The 22,544-nt window shown below is 67.4% G+C and carries 21 protein-coding genes and 2 tRNA genes; 12 read left to right on the forward strand and 11 right to left on the reverse strand.

Features of this window, described 5'->3' with window-relative positions:
• Position 1: 1 nt before the first annotated feature.
• Together uvrA and ABDZ95_RS09800 are read right to left on the reverse strand one after the other, a co-directional pair.
• Complete coding sequence (gene uvrA / locus ABDZ95_RS09795) at positions 2 to 2,935, reverse strand: excinuclease ABC subunit UvrA (RefSeq protein ID WP_343793181.1); 2,934 nt, start codon at positions 2,933 to 2,935, stop codon at positions 2 to 4.
• 146 nt (positions 2,936 to 3,081) lie between these two features.
• Positions 3,082 to 3,507, reverse strand: a complete 426-nt coding sequence (locus tag ABDZ95_RS09800; RefSeq protein ID WP_343793183.1) for a hypothetical protein — start codon at positions 3,505 to 3,507, stop codon at positions 3,082 to 3,084.
• 127 nt (positions 3,508 to 3,634) lie between these two features.
• Here ABDZ95_RS09800 and ABDZ95_RS09805 point away from each other — a divergent pair, with 127 nt between their 5' ends.
• Both ABDZ95_RS09805 and ABDZ95_RS09810 read left to right on the forward strand, forming a co-directional pair.
• Positions 3,635 to 3,772 carry a hypothetical protein gene (locus tag ABDZ95_RS09805; RefSeq protein WP_343793185.1) on the forward strand — a complete coding sequence of 46 codons (138 nt, stop codon included), beginning with the start codon at positions 3,635 to 3,637 and terminating at the stop codon, positions 3,770 to 3,772.
• Positions 3,738 to 5,357: an ABC-F family ATP-binding cassette domain-containing protein gene (locus tag ABDZ95_RS09810; RefSeq protein WP_343793187.1), complete on the forward strand. Its 1,620-nt coding sequence runs from the start codon at positions 3,738 to 3,740 to the stop codon at positions 5,355 to 5,357. The genes ABDZ95_RS09805 and ABDZ95_RS09810 overlap by 35 nt, the downstream gene beginning before the upstream one ends.
• On the opposite strand, the gene ABDZ95_RS09815 is transcribed toward ABDZ95_RS09810, so the two are convergent.
• Genes ABDZ95_RS09815 through ABDZ95_RS09830 form a run of 4 tightly spaced genes read right to left on the reverse strand, consistent with a single transcriptional unit; the run spans position 5,306 to position 8,779 of the window.
• On the reverse strand, positions 5,306 to 6,886 hold the full coding sequence (locus ABDZ95_RS09815; protein WP_343793189.1) for an EAL domain-containing protein: 1,581 nt from the start codon (positions 6,884 to 6,886) through the stop codon (positions 5,306 to 5,308). The two genes, ABDZ95_RS09810 and ABDZ95_RS09815, sit on opposite strands and share 52 nt — an antisense overlap.
• Positions 6,887 to 6,933: 47 nt before the next feature.
• Entirely contained in the window at positions 6,934 to 7,377 is a 444-nt protein-coding gene (locus ABDZ95_RS09820; protein ID WP_343793191.1) for a flagellar basal-body protein FlbY, read from the reverse strand.
• Positions 7,374 to 7,679 carry a rod-binding protein gene (locus ABDZ95_RS09825; RefSeq protein ID WP_343793193.1) on the reverse strand — a complete coding sequence of 102 codons (306 nt, stop codon included), beginning with the start codon at positions 7,677 to 7,679 and terminating at the stop codon, positions 7,374 to 7,376. The genes ABDZ95_RS09820 and ABDZ95_RS09825 overlap by 4 nt, the downstream gene beginning before the upstream one ends.
• A complete protein-coding gene (locus ABDZ95_RS09830) occupies positions 7,679 to 8,779 on the reverse strand; it encodes a flagellar basal body P-ring protein FlgI (protein WP_343793195.1) in 1,101 nt (366 codons plus the stop codon). Before ABDZ95_RS09830 ends, ABDZ95_RS09825 begins: the two co-directional genes overlap by 1 nt.
• Before the next feature lie 183 nt (positions 8,780 to 8,962).
• Between ABDZ95_RS09830 and ABDZ95_RS09835 the strand changes: the two genes are divergently transcribed.
• From ABDZ95_RS09835 to gltX, 3 genes are all read left to right on the forward strand, one after another.
• Positions 8,963 to 9,391: a flagellar assembly protein FliX gene (locus tag ABDZ95_RS09835; RefSeq protein WP_343793197.1), complete on the forward strand. Its 429-nt coding sequence runs from the start codon at positions 8,963 to 8,965 to the stop codon at positions 9,389 to 9,391.
• A gap of 183 nt (positions 9,392 to 9,574) precedes the next feature.
• On the forward strand, positions 9,575 to 10,006 hold the full coding sequence (gene dksA / locus ABDZ95_RS09840; RefSeq protein WP_343793199.1) for an RNA polymerase-binding protein DksA: 432 nt from the start codon (positions 9,575 to 9,577) through the stop codon (positions 10,004 to 10,006).
• Positions 10,007 to 10,076: 70 nt separating this feature from the next.
• Positions 10,077 to 11,411, forward strand: a complete 1,335-nt coding sequence (gltX, locus tag ABDZ95_RS09845) for a glutamate--tRNA ligase (RefSeq protein WP_343793201.1) — start codon at positions 10,077 to 10,079, stop codon at positions 11,409 to 11,411.
• Positions 11,412 to 11,489: 78 nt separating this feature from the next.
• On the opposite strand, the gene ABDZ95_RS09850 is transcribed toward gltX, so the two are convergent.
• Complete coding sequence (locus tag ABDZ95_RS09850) at positions 11,490 to 11,780, reverse strand: DUF8200 family protein (protein ID WP_343793203.1); 291 nt, start codon at positions 11,778 to 11,780, stop codon at positions 11,490 to 11,492.
• Between the two features lie 124 nt (positions 11,781 to 11,904).
• On the reverse strand, positions 11,905 to 12,501 hold the full coding sequence (locus ABDZ95_RS09855; RefSeq protein WP_343793205.1) for an LOG family protein: 597 nt from the start codon (positions 12,499 to 12,501) through the stop codon (positions 11,905 to 11,907).
• A gap of 79 nt (positions 12,502 to 12,580) precedes the next feature.
• Here ABDZ95_RS09855 and ABDZ95_RS09860 point away from each other — a divergent pair, with 79 nt between their 5' ends.
• On the forward strand, positions 12,581 to 13,318 hold the full coding sequence (locus tag ABDZ95_RS09860) for a hypothetical protein (RefSeq protein WP_343793207.1): 738 nt from the start codon (positions 12,581 to 12,583) through the stop codon (positions 13,316 to 13,318).
• Positions 13,319 to 13,520: 202 nt separating this feature from the next.
• On the opposite strand, the gene ABDZ95_RS09865 is transcribed toward ABDZ95_RS09860, so the two are convergent.
• A tRNA-Asn gene (locus tag ABDZ95_RS09865) sits at positions 13,521 to 13,595 on the reverse strand.
• Positions 13,596 to 13,666: 71 nt separating this feature from the next.
• Between ABDZ95_RS09865 and ABDZ95_RS09870 the strand changes: the two genes are divergently transcribed.
• Positions 13,667 to 14,470: a TrmH family RNA methyltransferase gene (locus ABDZ95_RS09870; RefSeq protein ID WP_343793210.1), complete on the forward strand. Its 804-nt coding sequence runs from the start codon at positions 13,667 to 13,669 to the stop codon at positions 14,468 to 14,470.
• A gap of 290 nt (positions 14,471 to 14,760) precedes the next feature.
• Here ABDZ95_RS09870 and ABDZ95_RS09875 read toward each other — a convergent pair.
• Positions 14,761 to 14,834, reverse strand: a tRNA-Cys gene (locus ABDZ95_RS09875).
• A gap of 116 nt (positions 14,835 to 14,950) precedes the next feature.
• On the opposite strand from ABDZ95_RS09875, the gene ABDZ95_RS09880 reads away from it, so the two are divergent.
• The 5 genes from ABDZ95_RS09880 (at position 14,951) to ABDZ95_RS09900 (ending at position 21,754) form a co-directional block, all read left to right on the forward strand.
• Positions 14,951 to 15,580, forward strand: coding sequence for a protein-L-isoaspartate O-methyltransferase family protein (locus ABDZ95_RS09880; protein ID WP_343793212.1), 630 nt, complete (start codon positions 14,951 to 14,953; stop codon positions 15,578 to 15,580).
• A 128-nt stretch (positions 15,581 to 15,708) separates the two neighbouring features.
• Positions 15,709 to 17,190: a TolC family outer membrane protein gene (locus ABDZ95_RS09885; RefSeq protein WP_343793214.1), complete on the forward strand. Its 1,482-nt coding sequence runs from the start codon at positions 15,709 to 15,711 to the stop codon at positions 17,188 to 17,190.
• Positions 17,191 to 17,332: 142 nt separating this feature from the next.
• Positions 17,333 to 17,980 carry a DUF2497 domain-containing protein gene (locus ABDZ95_RS09890; protein ID WP_343793216.1) on the forward strand — a complete coding sequence of 216 codons (648 nt, stop codon included), beginning with the start codon at positions 17,333 to 17,335 and terminating at the stop codon, positions 17,978 to 17,980.
• Positions 17,981 to 18,066: 86 nt separating this feature from the next.
• The gene (locus ABDZ95_RS09895) at positions 18,067 to 20,892 is read left to right on the forward strand and encodes a valine--tRNA ligase (RefSeq protein WP_343793218.1); all 2,826 of its coding nucleotides are present in this window, start codon (positions 18,067 to 18,069) and stop codon (positions 20,890 to 20,892) included.
• A gap of 127 nt (positions 20,893 to 21,019) precedes the next feature.
• Positions 21,020 to 21,754 (forward strand): TlyA family RNA methyltransferase, encoded by a 735-nt coding sequence (locus tag ABDZ95_RS09900; protein WP_343793220.1) that lies wholly within the window; start codon positions 21,020 to 21,022, stop codon positions 21,752 to 21,754.
• A gap of 190 nt (positions 21,755 to 21,944) precedes the next feature.
• On the opposite strand, the gene ABDZ95_RS09905 is transcribed toward ABDZ95_RS09900, so the two are convergent.
• Positions 21,945 to 22,517 (reverse strand): glycine zipper family protein, encoded by a 573-nt coding sequence (locus ABDZ95_RS09905; protein ID WP_343793222.1) that lies wholly within the window; start codon positions 22,515 to 22,517, stop codon positions 21,945 to 21,947.
• Positions 22,518 to 22,544 lie beyond the last annotated feature (27 nt).

Raw genomic sequence — 22,544 nt, forward strand, 5'->3', positions numbered from 1 at the left:
CTCAGGCGCTCTTGCGCGCCTTGGCCGGCTTGGCTTCAGCCTTCAGGTCCGCCACGCGCGCCCTGCGGCGCTCCTCATGGCGGTCCAGCACCTCCTTCAGGTATTTGCCGGTCCAGCTCTTCGGATTGGCCGCGACCTCTTCCGGCGTGCCGACCGCGACGATCTCACCGCCGCCTTCACCGCCCTCGGGACCGAAGTCCAGCAGCCAGTCGGCGACCTTGATGACATCGAGATTGTGCTCGATCACCACGATGGTGTTGCCGCTCTCGACCAGCTCCTGAAGCACCTCCAGCAGCTTGCGGGTGTCCTCGAAATGCAGGCCCGTTGTCGGCTCGTCGAGGATATAGAGCGTCTTGCCGGTGGCGCGCTTGGACAGCTCCTTCGACAGCTTGACCCGTTGGGCCTCGCCGCCGGACAGGGTCGTCGCCGACTGGCCGACCTGGACATAGCCCAAGCCCACGCGTTCCAGCGTCTGCATCTTGTCGCGGATGGACGGCACGGCGTTGAAGAAGCGCGCGGCTTCCTCGACCGTCATGTCCAGAACGTCGGAGATGCTCTTGCCCTTGAAGACGATCTCCAGCGTCTCGCGGTTGTAGCGCTTGCCCTTGCAGACGTCGCAGGTGACGTAGACGTCCGGCAGGAAGTGCATCTCGATCTTGATGACGCCGTCGCCCTGACAGGCCTCGCAGCGGCCGCCCTTGACGTTGAAGCTGAACCGGCCGGGGCCATAGCCGCGCGCCTTGGACTCGGGCAGACCCGCGTACCAGTCGCGGATCGGGCCGAAGGCGCCGGTATAGGTGGCCGGGTTGGAGCGCGGGGTGCGGCCGATGGGCGACTGGTCGATGTCGATGACCTTGTCGAACATCTCCAGCCCCTCGATCCGGTCGAAATGGGCCGGGGCGTCCGAGGCGTTGTGCAGGCGACGCGCGGCCGCCTTGTAGAGGGTCTCGATCGTGAAGGTCGACTTGCCGCCGCCGGACACGCCGGTGATGCAGGTGAACAGGCCGGCGGGGATTTCACCGGTGACGTTCTTGAGGTTGTTCCCGGTCGCGCCCGAGATCCTCAGCATCTTCTTGCGATTGACCGGGCGACGGCCCTCGGGCGGCAGCTCTATCTCGCGCTCGCCGGTCAGGTATTTTCCGGTCAGGGAGTTCGGGTTGGCCATCACCTCGGCCGGAGTGCCGTGGGCGCAGATCTGGCCGCCGTGGACGCCGGCGGCCGGACCCATGTCGATGACGTAGTCGGCCGTCAGAATGGCTTCCTCGTCATGCTCGACCACCAGCACGGAGTTGCCGAGGTCGCGCAGGCCCATCAGGCTTTCCAGCAGGCGGGTGTTGTCGCGCTGGTGCAGGCCGATCGACGGCTCATCGAGGACGTAGAGCACGCCGGTCAGGCCCGAGCCGATCTGCGACGCCAGACGGATGCGCTGGCTCTCGCCGCCGGACAGGGTGCCCGAGCTGCGTGACAGGTTCAGATAGTCGAGGCCGACATTGTTCAGGAAGCGCAGGCGATCCGTGATCTCCTTCAGGATCCGCCGGGCGATCTCCATCTGCTTGTCGGTCAGCTGGCCGTCGAGGCTCTCGAACCAGGCGAAGGCGCGCGAGATGGACAGGGTGGAGATGTCGGCGATGTCCTCGCCGGCGATCTTCACCGCCAGGGCCTCGGGCTTCAGACGCTTGCCGCCGCAGCTTTCGCACGGGGTCTCGGACTGGAAGCGGCCCAGCTCCTCGCGAACCCAGGCGCTGTCGGTCTCGCGCCAGCGACGCTCAAGGTTGGGCAGCACGCCCTCGAAGGCCTTCAGCGTCTCGTATTTCCGGGCGTTGTCGTCATAGACGAACTTGATCTTCTCGCCGCCAGAGCCCTGGAGGATGACGTTCTGGGCCTTGGCCGGCAGGTCGCGCCACGGCTTGTCCATCGAGAAGCCGTAGTGGGTCGACAGCGACTGCAGCGTCTGGGTGTAGAGGGGCGAGGGGCCTCGCGACCACGGGGCGACCGCGCCGCCATGCAGGGTCTTGTCGCGATCCGGCACCACCAGATCGGCGTCGAACGCCAGCTTCACGCCCAGTCCATCGCAAGCCGGGCAGGCGCCGAACGGGTTGTTGAACGAAAACAGCCGCGGCTCGATCTCGCTGATGGTGAAGCCCGAGACCGGGCAGGCGAACTTCTCGGAGAAGGTGATCCGGCGCGGTTCCTTCTCACCCTCGGCCGCGTTCGCCCATTCCGCCACGGCGATGCCGTCCGCCAGGCCCAGCGCCGTCTGCAGGCTGTCGGCATAGCGGCCTTCGAGGCCGGGCTTTGTGACGATCCGGTCCACGACGATGTCGATGTCGTGCTTGAACTTCTTGTCCAGCGCCGGGGCGTCCTCGATGGCGTAGAACTCGCCGTCGATCTTCAGGCGCTGGAAGCCCGAGCGCTGCCATTCGGCGATCTCCTTCCGGTACTCGCCCTTCCGGCCGCGCACGACCGGAGCCAGCAGCAGCAGGCGTTCGCCGTCGGGCAGGGCCGTCAGCTTGTCGACCATCATGGAGATGGTCTGGCTTTCGATCGGCAGGCCGGTCGCGGGCGAATAGGGCACACCCACGCGTGCCCACAGCAGGCGCATGTAGTCGTGGATCTCGGTCACCGTCCCGACGGTCGAGCGCGGGTTCTTGGACGTGGTCTTCTGTTCGATCGAGATGGCCGGCGACAGGCCCTCGATCAGGTCCACATCCGGCTTGCCCATCAGCTCCAGGAACTGGCGGGCGTAGGCGCTGAGGCTCTCGACATATCGACGCTGGCCCTCGGCATAGATGGTGTCGAAGGCGAGCGAGGATTTGCCTGAGCCCGACAGCCCGGTCATGACCACCAGCTTCTCGCGCGGGATGTCGATGTCGACGCCCTTGAGATTGTGCTCGCGCGCGCCGCGCACGCGGATGAAGTTGTGCTTTTCGGTCATGGAATCCGGAGAACGCGGAGGGGCCGGGGAGGGTCCGGCGCGACAGCGCTATATGGGGGATGGTTTGCTCAAGTCAGCAAGAACAATATGGGAACTCCTGCCACCTGTCGCCAGTCTGCTGACAACAGGGTGGCAACAAGTCCGGGTCAGGGTTTCAGGAACTCGCCGGCGTTGAAGCTGAGCGAGCAGCGGTAATCGCCCGCGCCGCCGGTGGAGCAGTGGTCGGCCCCGAACAGGTTGGCGATGATGCGGTTGGTCGAGCGGAAGGTGCGGCCGTTGGCGACGACCTCCGATCCCACCTCGGCGCTTCGGGCGGCGAGGGCATCGTAGAATGCGCGGGCCGGTGCGCCCGTGCAGGTGAACTGGACCATCTCAGTGTCTGCATCGTGGGCGCGCCCGTAGGTTCCGGCCGTCGCCGCCTGGCCGATGCAGTCGGCATACAGCCGGGCATGCGGTGCAGGCGTTGTGGCGATCGGGCTGAAATCGGCGGGGCCGGTCGGGGCGTAAGGCGTGCTGGCGCAGGCGGCGAGCAGGGCCGGGAGCAACAGGGCGAGCGGCTTCAGATGGCGCATTTCGGGTCCCTCCGCCGGCCACCCTGTCACGCCGTCGTCAGCGGCGCGAGGCCGAAAAGACTTGCGGACACGGACATTCGCACCCATCCTTTCCCTATCGAGTGAGTTCACTGGAGGCCCGACGATCATGATCAGCACGCTGGAAATCGGTTTCGCCCTTTCCGCTCCGTTGCTGCTCGTGCTCGCCTATGCCCTCGCTCCCAAGCCGAAACCCGTCCGCATCCGCACTCGTGACGCTCGATCGCGTCGCGGCCCGCACGCCTGACGGTCATACCCTTTTCTCTGATCTGAGCCTCGCCTTCGGGCGTGAGCGCACAGGCATTGTCGGCCGCAACGGCTCCGGCAAGACGACCCTGCTGCGCCTGATCCTCGGGCAAGCCGAGCCTGCCGAGGGGACCGTCGCGCGCGCAGGCACGGTCGGGTGGCTGGAACAGAGGCGCGATGCGGGGCCGGCCGAAACTGTGGCAAACCTGCTGGACGTGGCTGAACCACTAGCCATTGTCGCGCGCGTTTTGGCAGGCGAGGCAGATGGCGATGACTTCGATCTGGCCGACTGGACGCTGGACGAGCGGATCGCTGCGGCCTTGACCGATGTCGGTCTACCGGGGCTGAAAATGGCCCGTCACGCGGCGTCGCTGAGCGGCGGAGAGCAGACACGGGTTCGGCTCGCCGGCCTGCTGCTGCGTCAGCCGGACCTGCTGGTGCTGGATGAACCGACCAATCATCTGGATGCAGACGGACGGGCCGCCATCGCCGACCTGCTGGGCCGCTGGCCGGGCGGCGTCGTCGTGGTCAGCCACGATCGGGCCTTGCTGCGTCGCATGGACCGGATCGTCGAGCTTTCAGGGCTCGGTGTGGCGACCTATGGCGGGGGCTACGACCTCTATGCCGAGCGCAAGGCAGCCGAGCGGGCGACGGCGGAGCGGGATCTTGCAACGGCCGAGCGCGACGCCTCGCGCGTCTTCCGCGAAAACCAGAAGGCGGTCGAGCGGAAGGCCCGACGCGACAAGGCCGGACGGGCCTTCGCCGCCAAGGCGTCCGAGCCGCGCATCCTGCTGGGCGCGATGGCCGAGCGAGCGGAGAACTCCGGCGCGCGCGAGCATGCGCTGGCGCAGCGCAGGGCGGAAGAGGCGGAGGCTCAACTGGTCGAGGCGCGCGAGATGGTGGAGCGCATCCGTGCGCTGGATATTCCCATGCCCTCGACCGGCCTGTCCGCCGGACGAACCGTGGCGGTGCTGGAAGCGGCATCGTGGGTTGCGCCGTCCGGGCGAACCATCCTCGTCCCGACCTCGCTGCGGATCACCGGGCCGGAGCGGATCGCCGTCACCGGCCCCAACGGCGCCGGGAAGACGACACTGCTGAAGCTGCTGGCGGGCGAGCTTGAGACGACTTCGGGCCGAGTCGAACGCCCTGTGGCCGCCGCCCTTCTGGATCAGGACGCGGCAATCCTGCGGCCGGACGAGTCCTTGCTGGAAGCCTGGATGAGGCTGAATCCGGAGGGTACGCCGAACGAGGCTCATGCGGCCCTGGCGCGCTTCCTGTTTCGCAACACGGCTGCGCAGCGGGTGGTGGGAACCCTGTCAGGTGGCGAGCGGCTGCGGGCGGCGTTGGCCTGCGTGATGACCGGCAAGTCGCCGCCGCAACTGCTGATCCTCGACGAGCCGACCAACCATCTGGATCTGGAGTCGATCGCGGCGGTGGAGGCGGCGCTGCGGGTCTATGACGGCGCGCTGGTCGTGGTCAGCCACGATCCGGACTTTCTCGAGGCCATCGTGATCGGGCGGACGATCCTGCTGGATCAGCCCCAGCCGACGACCTCGCCTCTGCGACGGGCCACAGGACGCGACTGAGTCTGCGAGGTCGGTGTCGGACCCGGACGGCCGAAAAGCCAGCCCTGACCATAGTTCACGCCCAGCGCCTTCAGGGCATCGGCCTGGGCCTGGGTCTCGACCATCTCCGCGACCGTGGCGACGCCCAGATCGGCGCAGAGCTGGATGACGTGGGTCGCAAGCGTGCGAGCGCGCTGCTCGGTGGCGATCTCGTGGACGAAGACGCCGTCCAGCTTGACCATGTCGACCTGCAGACTGCGCAGATAGTCGAACGAGGCGGAGCCCGCGCCGAAGTCGTCGATGCAAACCTTGAAGCCGGCATCGCGCAGGACGGCGAGGCGGCGGTTGGCGGCCTCCAGGTCGGCCACGGCGGCGGTCTCGGTGATCTCGACCAGCAGGCGATCCCTCACGTCGGTCGCAGCGGCGGTCATCCGCAGCAGGTTCTCGACATAGGCATCGCCGGTCAGCGACAGGGCCGAGGCGTTGATGGCGATCTTTGCGCGCCCGAACCCGGCCTTGCGCATCTGGACCAGCGCCTTTTCCGCGACGGCGAGGTCGAAGCCCTCGATCAGGCCCAACTCCTCGGCCATCGCGATCTGGGCCACCGGCGCGCGCGGGCCGTCGTTGAAGCGGGCCAGGGCTTCGAAGTGGTGCATTGCTCCGCTCTCCAGCGAAACGATGGGCTGATAGACCAGATGGAACTCGCGAGCGCGAACGATGCCGCGGAAGCGATCGGCGTCGGCGACGGTCTCCTTGAGGCGTTCGCCGAAGCTGGCCCCGGCGGCGACCCCATCCTTCAGGCAGGCGTCGAGAGCGAGACGGAGCGTGCGCACGGCCACGGCCGACTCTGCGCCGTTCAGGTCGCCGGTCGCGGTCGTGGCGGACAGGCTGAGTCCCTCGGCCGCGGCTGCGGCCTCGACGGTGCGAACCAGATCGGTGAGGTCGTCCGCGCCCCGCATCAGGGCGAAGCGGTCGGCGGACAGGCGGCAGGCGGAGGCGCCATTCAGTGACGCGGCCTGAAGCTCGGACTCGATCCGGGCGCTGGCGGCGCGGTGCTCGTCGCTGTCGGTGTCGAGGCCCGGCACCTCTACGAAGGCTACCGACAGTCCGTTGTCCGCGCCCGGCGACGTCATCACATCCTCAAGACGGCTGATCAGGCCTCGCGCATCCAGGATCGGCGGCTCGGTCGTGACGGCCAGAACGAAGGCCGGTCCGGTCCAACTGAGGGCGCAGGAGATGGCGGGGGCGATCTCTGGCAGGACGAAGGCGCGCAGCGAGGCGCGACGGGCGCGACCGTCACCTGTGACGACGCGGATCTCCATAGGCGCCGAACGTCGACCGGAGCCCAGGGCGGCGAGGTTGTCAGTGAGCTCGCACGCGGACTGGACATCGAGAACCTCGCTCAGAGGTCGGCCGGACCACGCCGACGCCGGATCGATGCCCGCAACGGGACCGGCGCCGACCGCAAAGGCGATCCGCCCGTCCTTCAACTCGAAGAGAAGATCGGCAGAGGCGAAGGCCATGCCGAGCAGGCGCGATCCGAGGTTCATGCCGCCAGCTATGCCGCAAGCAGATTAAGAACAGCCTTAGGGCGAAGTCAGGCGGTGCGGTTATAGGCGACGGCCCGCGTGTCGCCACCGTTGGCCCGTCCGGAGGCGCCATAGGCCGACGGGTTGCCGCGTTGGCCGGCCACTTCGGCGGCGATGGTCTTGACCAGGCCCTCGGAAATTGTGCGGGCGGCCTCTACGGCGCGCGAGTGCGTATCGAGAATGGCTTCGAACGCCTTGGTCGCCTCGACAAGAGCCTTGCGGTCGGCCGGAGACGCCGCCGACACGCTGGCCGGGTTTGCCTTCACCTGGGCGGACTCGCGCCGGTACAGGTTCGCCAGTTCCTGGGTTTCGGCCAAGGTGGCCATGGCGTCCTGCGGGCGGCGGGCCTCGAACGCCTTCGATTCCGCGGTCAGACGTTCGGTCAGGCGGTGCGTGAGGTCGGTCAGCTGACGGATGCGGGCGGTGGCGTTGATGGCGGCGGGGTCGGTCATGCGGACTGCTCCTCCTGCATGCGGATCATCTGGGCGACGACCTGATCGGCCAGGCCGATGCCGCCGGCCTTGACGGTCTGCTTGGCCATGGCGTCGACCATGAAGCCGCGCCACGTCTCCTCGGCGTGACCGCCGCCGAACATGCCGTCGGTCTTCAGGCCCTCGAACATCGGCTTCAGCATCTGGCTGAGGATGGAAGCCTCAAACGCCTCCGCGGTTTCACGCATCCGGGCGGCCGCTTCGGCATTCCGGTTCGGCGCCGCCGGGGTGAGGGGAGAGGTGGTCGGATCGATCGGGTTCATCACATCACCTCGATATCGGCTTGCAAGGCGCCGGCGGCCTTGATGGCCTGCAGGATGCTGATCATGTCGCGGGGACTGACGCCCAGGGCGTTCAGGCCATTCACCAGCGAGGACAGGGACGCGCTGCCCCCGACGATCCGCATCTGGGTGCCGGTCTCCTCGGTCACCTCGACACTGGACTGGGGCACCACGGCCGTCTGACCGCGGCTGAAAGGTTCGGGCTGGCTGACCATCGGGTTCTCCTGCACCGAGACGGTCAGGTTGCCGTGGGCGATGGCGACGGTGGAGACCCGCACCTGCTCGCCCATGACGATGACGCCGTTGACCTCGTCGATGATGACCTTGGCCGGCGCGTCGACCTCGACCGGCAGGTTCTCGACCCGGCTGATGAAGCCGGCCATGCCCATTTGCGCCGGTGCGCGCACGGCGATGACGGTGCCGTTCTCGGCCAGGGCGCTGTTCGGATATGTCTGGTTGATGGCCGCTGCGACTCGCTGGGCCGTCGTGAAGTCGGGGTTGCGCAGCGTCAGGCGCACCTCGTTCATATTGGCCATCTCGAAGCCGGTCTCGCGCTCGACGGTGGCGCCTCCGGCGATCCGGCCCGCCGTCGGCACGCCGCGGGTGACCGATGAGCCCGAGGCGCCGGACGCCGAGACCGATCCGGTCTGCACCGAGCCTGAGCCCAGGGCGTAGACCTGCCCGTCGGCGGCTTCCAGGGTCGTGGGCAGAAGCGAGCCGCCCAGCAGGCTCTTGGCGTCACACATCGATGAGACGCTGATGTCGATGCGCGAGCCCGGCGTGGCGAAGGGCGGAAGTTCGGCGGTGATCATCACCGCGGCCATGTTCTTGGTGTTGGCGTTGGTGCCGCGGATGTTGTTGCCCAGCCGCTCGGACATGCCTTCCAGCGACTGGCGGGTGAAGGGGCAGTTGCGCAGACTGTCACCGGTGCCGTTGAGGCCGACGACCAGTCCGTAACCGACCAGCTGGTTCGTGCGAACGCCCTCGATGGACGCGATGTCCTTGATCCGCGACTGGGCCATCGCCGGAGAGGCGAATCCGGCCACGGCGGCGGCGATGAGGGCGGTCAGCAGTTTCTGCATCGGTCAGGTATCCGGGATCCGTTACGTCTGACCGGGATGCCAGCTCTGTGCCAAACCGAAACACGAATAAAAACAACGACTCTCTGCGGGCGCTGTAGCCTTGTTCCGGCAGTTTTTGCCGGGCCATTAACCAAACGGTGACCCTGCCGGACGATGTTGCATCGTGCCCAGGAGTCGCCGCGCATGAAGGTCAACGGCCCAACCGGTCCCTCAGCCCCGCAAGGCTCGCGTCCCGCCCGTCAGGCGTCGGGCGGATTCGCCTTGTCCTCCGGCGGCGGCGCGGCTCCCGCCAGCGCGGCGCAGGCGACCAGCGCCATGGGCGGGGTGACCGATGTCTGCGCGCTGATGGCCCTGCAGGGCGTCGAGGATCCGACCGAGCGCCGCCGACGAGCGATCCGCCGGGGCAGCGGCCTGCTGGATCGCCTGGATGATCTGAAACTGGCTCTGCTGGATGGCGCGACCGGCGAGGCGGCTCTGGACCGGCTGGCCCGGACCATCCGCGAGGAACGCCCCGAAGACGCCGATCCGGGACTGACCCAGGTGCTGGACCAGATCGACCTTCGCGCTGCGGTCGAGTTGGCCAAGGCTGAAATTCGCCGAACCGCCGCATAAATCAGCGAAATCGTTCCGAAAAAGCGAGTGCGACTTCGCCGTGTGATGAAGAATTGTCACGGTCACACTGATCGGTGAACCGTAGCCGCTCACGCTCGCGAGAGGGTTGTTGCCGCGACTCCTTGGCAGCCCTATACGCAGCGTGCGCCACAGGGGGGCGCTGATGGATTTAGCGTGAGTGCGATGAACGCATTGGCGTCCAGTATCGTCGAGAACGCCGTTTACCGGCCGACCGACGACGAGCCGTTCATGAATGATCGGCAGCTGGCCTACTTCAAGGCCAAGCTCATGGACTGGAAGGATGACATCCTTCGCGAGTCCAAGGGCACGGTGATCAACCTGAAGGCCGAGACCGAGAACCACCCGGACCTGGTGGATCGCGCCTCGTCTGAATCGGATCGGGCGCTCGAACTGCGCACCCGTGATCGACAGCGCAAGCTGATCTCCAAGATCGACGAGGCCCTGCGCCGGATCGAGGACGGTTCCTACGGCTATTGTGAGGAAACCGGCGAGCCGATCAGCCTTGGTCGCCTCGAAGCCCGCCCGACGGCGACCCTGTCGGTCGAGGCCCAGGAGCGTCACGAGCGCCGGGAACGCGTCCACCGCGACGACTGAATACGGCGCACGCCTTGACTTGAAGGGCTGTGGGCGCGACCTAGCCGCCTTGCATCTCAAGGTCGTCTGAATGTCCGTCAAGGTCCGCTTCGCCCCGTCTCCGACGGGTAAACTGCACGTCGGCAACGTGCGCACCGCCCTGGTGAACTGGATGTTCGCCAAGGGGCAGGGCGGCAGCTTCGTGCTGCGCATCGACGACACCGACCTGGCCCGTTCGACCGCCGAGTTCGAACAGGGCATCGAGGACGACCTCGCCTGGCTGGGGCTGCTCTGGGACGAGCGGGACAACCAGTCCAAACGTTTCGACCGCTACGAGGACGCCGCCGCCCGTCTGAAGGCTTCAGGCCGCCTGTATCCCTGCTACGAAACGGCCGAGGAACTGGATCGTCGTCGCAAGGTGCAGCTGTCGCGCGGCCTGCCGCCGATCTACGACCGTGCTGCGCTGGAACTGACCGATGAGCAGAAGGCGGCCTACGAAGCCGAGGGCCGTCGTCCGCACTGGCGCTTCAAGCTGGATGGCAAGCGCGTCGCCTGGGAGGATCTGGCCCGCGGTCACGCCGAGGTGGACACCGCCTCGATGTCGGATCCGGTGCTGATCCGCGAGGACGGCCTGTTTCTCTACACTCTGCCTTCGGTCGTCGACGACATCGACATGGCCATCACCCACATCATCCGGGGTGAGGATCACGTCACCAACACCGGTGCGCAGATCGAGATATTCGAAGCTCTGGGCGCGCCGATCCCCGGCTTCGCCCACATGCCGCTGCTGGTCGGCGCCGATGGCGCGGCCCTGTCGAAGCGACTCGGCTCCCTGTCGATCAGCGAGATGCGCGATCTGGGCTACGAGCCTATCGCCATCACCAGCCACCTTGGCCGCATCGGCACCTCTGACCCGCTTGAGGTCGGCGCCTCGATCCAGGCACTGGGCGAGAGCTTCGCCTTCTCCAAGATGGGCCGGTCGCCGGCGCGCTACGACACGGCCGATCTGGACCGTCTGAACGCCCAGGCCCTGCACGCGATGAGCTACGCGGTGGCCCAGCCGCGTCTGGCCGATCTGGACGCCGATCTGGGTGAAGGCTTCTGGGAGGCCGTGCGGCCGAACCTTCAGAAGTTCGCCGATGTGATTGAAATGGCAGCCATCGTTCGCGGTCCGATCACGCCGGTGATCGAGGACGCTGCCTTCGCCGAGGCCGCTCTGGCCGTGCTGCCGGAGACGATCGACGCCAGCCTGTGGCCGACCTGGACCAATGCCGTGAAGGAAGCCACCGGCGCCAAGGGCAAGGGCCTGTTCATGCCGCTGCGCCTGATCCTGACCGGCCAGTCGCATGGTCCGGACATGGCGACCATCGCGCCGATGATCGACCGCGACCGGATCGTGAAGCGGCTCAAGGGCGAGGCGGCGTAAGCGCTGTCCACAAGCAGGTGCGAAAAAGGCCGCCCCCGTCAGGGAGCGGCCTTTCTCATATGTGCGATCCGGAAGGGATCAGGCGTTGCAGGCGGTCAGTTCTTCGGCCGACAGGGCGACGCCCTTGTAGGTGAAGGCCGACACGGCGCCGAAGCGGGCGACCACGCGGCGGCAGGCGCGGGTGGCGGTCTGGTTGGCGCCGCCGTTGGCGGTGCACGACGTGCCCTCACAGCGCCAGTTGGCGCCGTCGATGATGGTGCGGGCGGCCGGGGCGCGCGAGGCGTCCACCAGGGTGGCGCTCGAGGCGGCCGATTGGGCGAAGGCGGGGGCGGCGACGAGCAGGGTCGCGGCGACGATCAGGGCGCGCATGGGAAACTCCGTATGAGGTCGGGGCGTCAAGGGAGAGCCCCACAGCCTCACTGTGCGTTTTTAAAAGAAACTGTCAAGGCGCGTTGTCAAACGAAACGCACAACGCTCTCTGAACGACGATTACTTATCGCTGATCATGTTTCAAGTGAGGCAGATCGTCCGCACGCTGCATTTGCGCGATCGCCTCCTCGACCGTGTTCGCCACACTATAGGCCTGGCGGAAGGTGTCGGGGGTCATGCCCGAGGCCATGCTGTGGTCCAGCGTGGCCAGCAGGGTGTCCCAGAAGCCATTGATATTCAGGAAGATCACCGGCTTGCCATGCAGGTCCAGACGCTTCCACGACAGGACCTCGATGACCTCCTCCAGCGTGCCGACGCCGCCCGGCGCGACCACGAAGGCGTCTGACTGATCGTACATGATGGTCTTGCGCTCGTGCATCGAGGTGACGACCAGGGTTTCCACGTCGTCGAACAGGCGCTCGCGGCTGCGCAGGAAGCCCGGCATGACACCCAGCACCCGGCCGCCGGCCTCGTGCGCCGATCGCGCGGAGGCGCCCATCAGGCCCACGCCTCCGCCGCCATAGACCAGCCGCCAGCCGGCGGCCGCGGTCTGGGCGCCGAACTGCTGTGCGGCGACGGTGTAGGCGGGATCGGAACGGTCGGACGAGCCGCAGAACAGACAGACGGACTTGCCGTCGAACGGCTGGATGGAGATGGACATGAAGCCTCGGTATCGATTGGAGACAGCGGCGCATGCGGCGCGCTATCTGGCAGACAGTCCTAGCCTCCGGAGACACAGGATGAAACGGGCCATCTTCGCCGGAATGTTGCTGGGCGCGTCTGCGGCGCTCGCCGCGTGTTCGGACGCGCCGCGCTCGGCGGACAAGGTCGACCCGGCCTCGCAGGCGACGGGTTGGACGCAACCGCCCGAGATCACCGGCGTCCGGCGTGGTCCCGCGACGCTGATCTTTTCCGGCATGGCCGAACCGGGCGCACGTGTCGTGCTGCGCAACGACGAGGGTGCAGCCTTCGCGGCCGCCGCGGACGAGCGGGGCGCCTTCGAGATTCGCATGACCGCCCCACGGGCGCATCTGGTGCTGAGGCCCGAAACCCAGGTCGGGCAGGATGCCGCCGTGTCGCCGGACCGTCTGTTGATACTCGCCGATGGCCCGATCGCGGTCCTTCGCGCAGGAGGTCCGACGCGCCGTCTTGGCGATTCACCGGCGCTCGGCGCCGTGGACAGTGACGGCCGGGCGGCACTGGCCTCGGGCCAGGCGGCGGAAGGCGTGGCCCGGGTCGCGGTCGCCGCGGGGTCGGAGTTGCTTCAGGTGACGCCCGACGCGACCGGCCACTGGAGCGTGGTTCTGGCCGGCGCGGGCGCTGCGCAGTCCATCCGGGTGGGCTCCACGACCTTCGCCTGGCCGGGGCCGGGCGCCGGGACCGACAGTCTGACGGCCGAGCGAGCAGGGGAAGGGTGGAGGGTCGCGTGGAACGGCCCTGCGGGCGCGCGTCAGTGGACCTGGCTGCCGGATGTCTGATTTACGATGCGTTAACCAATTCGGCTCAACGGAGGGATGTCTTCCTTTTCGAGGACACCCACCATCACCGAACTTCTTCAGCCCGACGTCCGCGTCGGGCTTTTTTCTTGTGCGAGATCCCGAACGCACAGCGACGGACTGCGCGAAAACCGGATCGGTCTGGAGAATCCTCCCGGTGCGCCGAAGCGCATGGAAAAGCGAGTGGCTCCGCGGGTAGGATTCGAACCTACGACCAGCCGATTAACAGTCGGCTGCTCTACCACTGAGCTACCGCGGAAGAGGTTTCGCTCGGGAAGGCCGGCGCTATAGCAGCGCGAGTCAGACGAACGCAACGGGAAATATCGGACTTTGAACATCATCTTCATCGAAGACCCTTCGGATGCCCGTATCGCGGGCTTCCGGGACATCCGCGAAAGAGACCTGACCGGGCGTGAGGGTTTGTTCGTCGCAGAAGGCGAGGTCGTCCTGCGCGTTCTGGCCTCGCCACAGTCGCGCTGCGGGATTCGCGGCGTGCTGCTGGCGGAGAACCGGGTCGAGGGTCTGAGCGACATCTTGGAGGCCCTCCCGGCCGACACGCCTGTACATGTGGCGAAGCAGGGCGTGCTCGACGCCATCGCGGGCTTCCATCTGCATCGCGGCATCCTGGCGTTGGGGGAGAAGCCGGCGGCGACGTCGGCCGACGCCTTGCTGGACGGGCTGGGCGATGAGGCTCTGGTGGTTGTGGCCAGCGGGATCGGCAACCACGACAACGTGGGCGGCATCTTCCGCAATGCGGCGGCCTTCGGCGCCGATGCGGTGCTGCTGGACGCCGGTTGCTGCGATCCCTTCTATCGCAAGGCCATCCGCGTTTCGGTCGGCGCGGCGCTGCGCACGCCGATGGCGACGGGGCTGCAGATGTCCGAGGTCATCGATCAACTGCAGGCGCGGGGATTCGTCCCGTACGCCATGACGCCGTCCGCGACCCTTCCGTTGCATGACGCGCCGAGGGGAGGGCGCGTGGCTGTGATTCTGGGATCCGAGGGGCCGGGTCTGCCGGAATCGATCATCGCGCGCTGCCAGGCGGTCGGGATTCGCATGGCCGGCGGGTTCGATTCGCTGAACGTTTCGGTAGCCGGGGGAATCGCCCTGCATCATTTCGCGCGATCGGCGTAAAACGATCACCAATCCGCGATTAACGCTTTGTACACCTTGATGGATCGCTCGAGCTGTGGCGCTGTGGGCGGGTTCCGGGGGGAGTAGTGGCCATGTTAGGCGGCGTTTTCGTTTTCATTCATCGCAATGCGCGCATCGGGATGGCCGTGGCCATCGCCGCGGCCGCCGTCGGCGCAGCCAGCGCCATCGGTTGGATCACCGCGCCCATCTGACGTCTCCAGCACGCGATAAAAGACGCCCTGCGCGCCAGCGCGGGGCGTTTTGTGCTGTCCTGAAGGGAAATCTCGCGATGGAGGCCTGAGCCGGAATCGAACCGGCGTACACGGATTTGCAGTCCGCTGCGTAACCACTCCGCCATCAGGCCGTAGGGGCCTTGGTGACCAAGCCAACCATCGCGAGGCGCGTTCGCTATCAGATCGGATTGTCCGCCGCAACGCACAGACCTATAAGCGCGCCAGATTTCAGCAGGATTGCCAGCTCATGGATTTCGCCGCCGCACGCAAGGTCATGGTCGACAGCCAGGTTCGCGTGAATGATGTCACCGACCGCGCGCTGCAGGCCGCGCTGCTGGAAACCCCGCGCGAGCGCTTCCTTCCGGCCGATCGCGCCTTCTCGGCCTATGCCGAGATCCAGCCCGAGATCGCCAACGGCCGCCTGCTGATGCTGGCCCGCGACCTGTCCAAGCTGCTGATGGCGCTGGGCGCCAGGCCGGGCGAGCGCGCCCTGGCTATCGCCGGCCCCTACGCCGGCGCCGTTCTGGCCCGCATGGGTCTTGAGGTCACCGCCCAGGAAGCCGACGCCGCTGTGTTCGAGGTTGTCGGTCCGGTTCTGGCCGACGAGGGCGTGCAGACGGTCGTCGCTCCGCTGACCGCCGCGTCGGGTGAGGGCTATGACATCATCATCTCGGAATGCGCCGTGCCCGGCCGTCCCGAGGCCTGGATCAACGCCCTGAAGGTCGGCGGTCGTCTGGCCGTCGTCGAGCGGTCCAGCGCGGCCGGCAAGGCGGTTCTCTATGTGCGTGGCGAGCAGGGCGTCTCGCGCCGCGAACTGTTCGATGCTGCGCCGCAGGTGCTTGCGGAACTGCGGCCGGAACCCACCTTCGCCCTCTGATCCGCGACCGCGACGGAACTCCCGACCGGCCGCGTGAAAAAAACTTAACTGGCGTGGGCGTAAACCGTCCCGCATCAGGCCTCTGGGATACGAAGGGCGCACGGTCTGCGCCCAAGGCAGGAATCGTCATGCTGAACCGTTCGCGCGTGCTCGCCTCGGCCGCCATCATCGCCGTGATTTCGAGCGTGGGCGCGCCCGCCTGGGCCGATACGCTGCAGGAGGCCATTGCCCTGGCCTACCGCACCAACCCGACCATTCTGGCCCAGCGCGCGAACCAGCGCGCCCTGGACGAGACCATCGTCGCCGCCCGCGCGGGCCTGCGCCCGACGCTGTCGGCCTCGGTCGGCGCCGATTACACCAAGACCTGGACGGACGGCGGGCCGGACGTCGAGAGCGACGGCGCCAGCGCCAGCGTCTCGGTTTCTCAGCCGCTGTGGACCGCCGGCCGGGTCGGGCATTCGATCAGCGCCGCCGAAGCCAACATCCTCGCCGGGCGCGAAGGCCTGCGCGATACCGAACAGACCGTCCTCGCGGCCGTAATCCAGGCCTATGCCGATGTGATTCGCGACACCGAGATCCTGCGCATTCGTCAGGCCAACCTCGGCGTGCTGCAGCGCCAGCTGGAAGAATCGTCGGCCCGCTTCGAGGTCGGCGAGATCACCCGCACCGACGTCGCCCAGTCCGAAGCGCGTCTGGCCCAGTCCGAAGCCGATCTGGCCCAGGCCCAGGCCCAGCTGTCCGTCAGCCGCGCCGGTTACGCCGCCGTCGTCGGTCAGGCCCCGGGCAACCTGGAGGCCATGCCGGTGCTGCCAGGCGTGCCGACCGACTTCGACTCGGCGCTGGACGTCGCCATGCAGGATAATCCGTCGGTCCGTTCGGCCGGCTGGGCCCTGCGTGCCGCCGAGGCCGAGGTCGCCGCCGCCCGCGCCGACTACCTGCCGTCGGCCAGCGTGACCGCTTCTTACGGCGGAGCCACCAACGACATCGGCCGCTTCTCGGATCTGGCCAACAACACCACCTTCCGTGCCGGCGCGACCCTGTCGGTGCCGCTGTTCACCGGCGGCCTGACCAGCTCGCGCGTGGCCCAGGCCCGCGAGCGCGCCAACGCCGCCCAGATCGGCGTCGAGGGCGAGCGTCGCAATACGCTTCAGGCCGTCAGCAGCGCCTATGCCCAGTCGATCTCGGCCCGCTCGACCCTGCAGGCCGGTCGCGAGGCCGTCCGTGCCGCCACCGTCGCCGCCGAGGGCGTGCGTCAGGAGGCCCAGGTTGGTCTGCGCACCACCCTGGACGTGCTGAACCAGGAGCTGGAGCTGCGTAGCGCCGAGGTCACCCTGGCCAGCGCCCAGCGCAACGAATACGTTGCCCAGGCCCAACTCCTCGCCGCCATGGGTCGCCTCGAAGGCCCGGATCTGGATCCGACCCTCGAGGCCTACGACCCGGCCGCCAACTACAACCGCGTCCGCAACCGCGGCGCCCTGCCGTGGGATGGTGTGCTGGAGACCCTCGACCGTGTCGCCGCCCCGCCGGTCATGCCTGCGGTTGATGCGGAGGATGCGCCGATCGACCAGCAGCTGAAGTCGGAAGTGGTCCAGACCGCGCCGCGGAACTGATCGCCGGCTTTCGCCCTTCAGGCGAAAACGCCCGTTGATTCCTACGGGCGTTGATGCGACGAGAGATTGACGCGGACGGGTAACACCGGCCGTGAGCCATCTTCATTTCCGTGCGCCGACGCGTGCGATCCGGGGTTTAGACATGACCGACCAGACCGCCCAGGAACCGACGATGGAAGAGATCCTGGCGTCCATTCGCCGGATCATCTCCGAAGATGACGCGCCGGCCGAAACGGCCGCACCCGCCGCTGCTGCGACCGAGCCGGAAGCCGCGCCCGCTCCGGCTGAAGAGCCCGTCGTCTCGCCGGCGTTCATGGACGAGACCCCGTCTGTGCAGGAGCCGGTCGCGGCCGAGGAAGACGTCCTCGAGCTGACCGACACCTATGAAGCCCCGGCCACCGAAACCATCGGCGATCTGGACGTGTCCGCCGCCGAGCCCGAGCCGTTCCCGGTCGAACCCGTCAGCGAGTCGCTCTACGCCGCGCCGGAAGTTCACACGCCCGAGCACCCGTCGGTTCCGACGACCAGCTACGACTCGCTCGTCGGCGACAGCGCCGCCGCCAGCGCCGCCTCAGCCTTCGCCGGTCTGGCCGCCAGCTTCAAAAAGCCCGAGGCCGCTCCGGCCGCCAGCGGCCCGGACCTGACCTTCGCCAGCGGCTCGACCGTCGAGGCCATGGTCGCCGAGATGCTGCGCCCGCTGCTGAAGGAATGGCTGGACGCCAACCTGCCGGCCATCGTCGAGGCCCAGGTACGCAAGGAAGTCGAACGCATCGCCCGCTCGGCCGGCTAGCCTTCACCTGCGCACCGATCTTCACTAGATCATTCCAGGGCGGCTCCAGTCGGGGCCGCCCTTCTTCTTTCGTGTAAGATCTCCCCATGCTCGACAAGACCTTCGATCCGAAAGCCGCCGAACCCCGCCTGTACGCGATGTGGGAGGACAGCGGCCTGTTCGCCCCGCGCGCGGCCTCCGCCACCGACGGCGCCGCCGACGCCTATTCGATCGTTATTCCGCCGCCGAACGTGACGGGGTCGCTGCACATCGGCCACGCGCTGAACAACACGCTGCAGGACGTCCTGGCCCGCTATCACCGGATGAAGGGCAAGGCCGTTCTCTGGCTGCCCGGCACGGACCACGCCGGCATCGCCACCCAGATGGTCGTCGAGCGCCAGCTGGCCGCCGCGGGCAACGTCGGGCGGCGCGAAATGGGTCGGGAGGCCTTCGTCGACAAGGTCTGGGAATGGAAGGCCGAGTCGGGAGGGACCATCGTCCAGCAACTGCGCCGTCTGGGCTCGTCCTGCGACTGGTCGCGCGAGCGCTTCACCCTCGACGAGGGCTTGAACGCCGCCGTCCGCAAGGTCTTCGTCCAACTGCACAAGGAAGGCCTGATCTACCGCGACAAGCGCCTGGTGAACTGGGACCCGCATTTCCAGACCGCCATCTCGGATCTGGAGGTCGAGCAGCGCGAGGTCGAGGGCGCCTACTGGCATTTCGCCTATCCGCTGGCTGACGGCGTGACCTATGAGCATCCGATCGCCTTCGACGAGGACGGCAAGGCGACGGAGCATGAGACCCGCGACTGCATCGTCGTCGCCACGACCCGCCCGGAGACCATGCTGGGCGACACCGGCGTGGCCGTGCATCCGTCGGACGAGCGTTACGCCGGGCTGGTCGGCAAGTCGGTGATCCTGCCCATCACCGGCCGCCGCATCCCCATCGTCGCCGACGACTATGCCGATCCGACCAAGGGTTCGGGCGCGGTGAAGATCACACCGGCGCACGACTTCAACGACTTCCAAGTCGGGAAGCGAGCCGGACTTGAGATCATCAACGTTATGGACAAGTTCGGACGCATCAAGCGGTCCGGCTTGGATGACTTTGAGTTCGGTCACCGCGCAGTTGCAGCAGACGGCACTCAGCTGGCGGATGAAGATCTCGTTGGCGAAGCTGTCTCGGAGAGTATCCCAGCTGAACTGAGAGGTCTGGATCGCTTCATCGCGCGGAAAGCTATTGTGGCTCGTGCGGAAGAGGAAGGTTGGCTCAAGGAGATTGAGAAGACCCGCCACGTTGTCCCGCACGGCGACCGCTCCGGCGTTGTCATTGAACCGTACTTAACTGACCAGTGGTACGTCGACGCCCACACCCTGGCCCAGCCGGCGATCAAGGCGGTGGAGCAGGGCGACACCGTGTTCGAACCCGCCAGCTACTCGAAGATCTATTTCGAGTGGCTGCGCAACATCGAGCCGTGGTGTATCTCGCGCCAGCTGTGGTGGGGCCACCGCATCCCGGCATGGTACGGCCCGGACGGGACCATCTTCGTCGAGGAGAGCGAGGAGGACGCCCGCGCGGCCGCTCGTCAGCACTACGGCGCCGAAACCGCCCTGACGCAGGACGAGGACGTCCTCGACACCTGGTTCAGCTCGGCCCTGTGGCCGTTCTCGACCATGGGCTGGCCCGAGAAGACGGAAGACCTCGAACGCTTCTATCCGACCAGCGACCTCGTCACGGCCGCAGACATCATTTTCTTCTGGGTCGCCCGGATGATGATGATGGGACTTCACTTTATGGATGAGGTTCCGTTCAAGCGGGTCATCATCAATGGGCTGGTCCGCGACGAGAAGGGCCAGAAGATGTCGAAGTCGAAGGGCAACGTCATCGACCCGCTCGGCATCATCGACGAGCTGGGCGCCGACCCGCTGCGCTTCACCATGGCCATCCTGTCGGGCACGCGCGACATCAAGTTGTCGAGGCAACGCATTGAAGGTTATCGCAACTTCGGCACCAAGCTGTGGAACGCCGCCCGCTTCGCCCAGATGAACGAAGCCCGACGCGTCGAGGGCTTCGATCCCGCGACCGTCGACCAGACCATCAACCGCTGGATCCGCGGCGAGCTGACCAAGGCCGAGCGTCAGGTATCCGAAGCCGTCGAGGGCGGACGTTTCGATGACGCCGCCTCGGCGCTCTACCGCTTCGTCTGGAACGTCTTCTGCGACTGGTACCTGGAGCTGGCCAAGCCGGTCTTCAACGGCGCCGACGAGACCGCGAAGGCCGAGACTCGCGCCATGACGGCCTGGACGCTGGACCAGACCCTGAAGCTGATGCACCCGGTCATGCCCTTCATCACCGAGGAGCTGTGGGACAAGACGGCGGGCGAGGGCGCGCCGCGCGAGGAAGCGACCCTGATCGGTTCGTCGTGGCCTTCCTTGCCGGACAGCTTCATCGACGCCGGCGCCGAGGCGGAGATCGGCTGGCTGGTCGATCTTGTCACCGAGATCCGTCAGCTGCGCGCCGAGATGAACGTGCCGCCGTCGGCCAAGCCGCCGCTGGCCTTCGTGGCGCCGGATTCAACGACCGCCGAGCGCATGGCGCGTCACCGCGATCTGATCCTGACGCTGGGCCGGGTGTCCGAGCTGGCCTCGGCCGAGGCCGCGCCGGCGGGCGCCGTGACCTTCGTCACCGGCGGCGCCACCGCCGCCCTGTCGCTGGCCGGCATCATCGATCTGGCCGCCGAGCGCACGCGTCTGACCAAGGAAATCGCCGCCTTCGAAAGCGACATCGGCCACGTGAACAAGAAGCTGGGCAACCCCAACTTCGTCGCCCGCGCCGCGCCTGAGGTCGTCGACGAGCAGCGCGAGAAACTGGCCGAGGCCGAGGCCGGCAAGGCCAAGCTGGAAGCGGCGCTGCAAAGGCTCGCGGCGCTGTGACCGTCGCATTCCTCCCCCCACGGGGGAGGGGGACCGCGCAGCGGTGGAGGGGCGGCTGCCTCGCGCTCGCTTCAACGCCCCTCCACCATCCTTCGGATGGTCCCCCTCACCGGGGCGGGGATGAACTATGAGATTGGACCAGCTCCTCGTCGCCCGCGGTCTGGCCGAAAGCCGGGCGCGGGCGAAGGCGGCGATCGAGGCCGGGGGCGTCACCATAGATGGCGTTCCGGCAAGAAACGCCTCGCAGTCCGTGGCTGACAACGCCGACATCACCTTCGTCGAGGCCCACCGCTTCGTCGGCCGGGCCGCCCTGAAGCTCGATCACGCCCTGACGCTCTGGTCCGTCGTGGTCGATGGCCGCACGGTGCTGGACGTCGGCGCCTCCACCGGCGGCTTCACCGAGGTCTGTCTGGAGCGCGGCGCGGAGCGGGTCTTCGCCGTCGACGTGGGGCAGGGGCAGTTGCATGCCCGCATCGCCGCCGATCCGCGCGTGACCAATCTGGAGAAAACCGATGCCCGCGATCTGTCCCCGGCCCTGATCCCGGACGCGCCGCAACTGATCGTCTGCGACGCCAGCTTCATCGGTCTGGCCAAGGTCCTGCCCGCCGCCCTGTCGCTGGCCGCGCCGGACGCCGATCTGGTCACCCTCGTGAAGCCTCAGTTCGAGATGGACAGCCGCGCCGACATCGGCCGGGGCGGGGTGGTCAAGGACGCCGAAGCCCGTCAGGCCGCGCTGGATCGCGTTTCAACCTGGCTGGAGAGCATCGACTGGTCCGTTCAGGCCACCGCCGAAAGCCCCATCACCGGCGGCGATGGCAACGTCGAATACCTGCTCTGGGCTAGATCACGCTTGGAGCGCTAACGCTCGCGACGCGGTCGCTCGCTGCTTGAGCGCGAAGCGCACAGGGCGCGTCGGGTCGGGAGGTCCCGCAGGGCCGACGGTCCGCGCCCAACTCAAAAAAGAGAAACCGCCGGTGGATTTCTCCACCGGCGGCTCCCGTCACATCGCCGATCGACAGGGGGGCTGAAAAATAACCGGCGACGCGATTCCGTCAGTAGCGGTCGCAGACCTCTTCGTACCGGGTCACGATCCGGCCGTTCCAGTCGCGGCTGCGGCTCTCGACCGTCCGGCAACCGCCGCGGCTCTCGTAGCGGTAGCGGTCATCGTAACGGGCGCGATCGTCGTAGCGGTAGCCGTCGTTGTAGCCGCGGTACTCATAGCGGTCGTTGTCATACGAGTAGCCGTAGTTGCTGTCGTAATAGCGGTCGCTCTCGCAGTTGCGCGACGAGTCGTTGCCGACGCTGCCGCCGACTACGGCGCCGAGCACACCGCCGAGGATCGAGCCTTCGGTGCGACGACCGCGAGCGGCCAGTTGCGAGCCGGCCACTGCGCCGATGCCGGCGCCGATGGTGGCGCCTGCGGCGCGACGCTGGCCGCGATCACTGCGGCAGTAGTCGTAGCTGTCACGGTTGTCGTACCGGTCGTAGCGGTCGCCGTAATAGCGGTCCTGACCATAACGGTCGCCGTAATAGCTCTGGGCCGAAGCGGCCGGCGCGAACGTCACGGCGGCGGTAGCCAGCGCGACGGCGCCGAGAGCGGCCTTGCGGGTGATGGAAGCGGACATCGGCTTCAAAATCCTGTTTCAGACCTC

Source organism: Brevundimonas kwangchunensis, assembly GCF_039523815.1.
GTDB lineage: Bacteria > Pseudomonadota > Alphaproteobacteria > Caulobacterales > Caulobacteraceae > Brevundimonas > Brevundimonas kwangchunensis.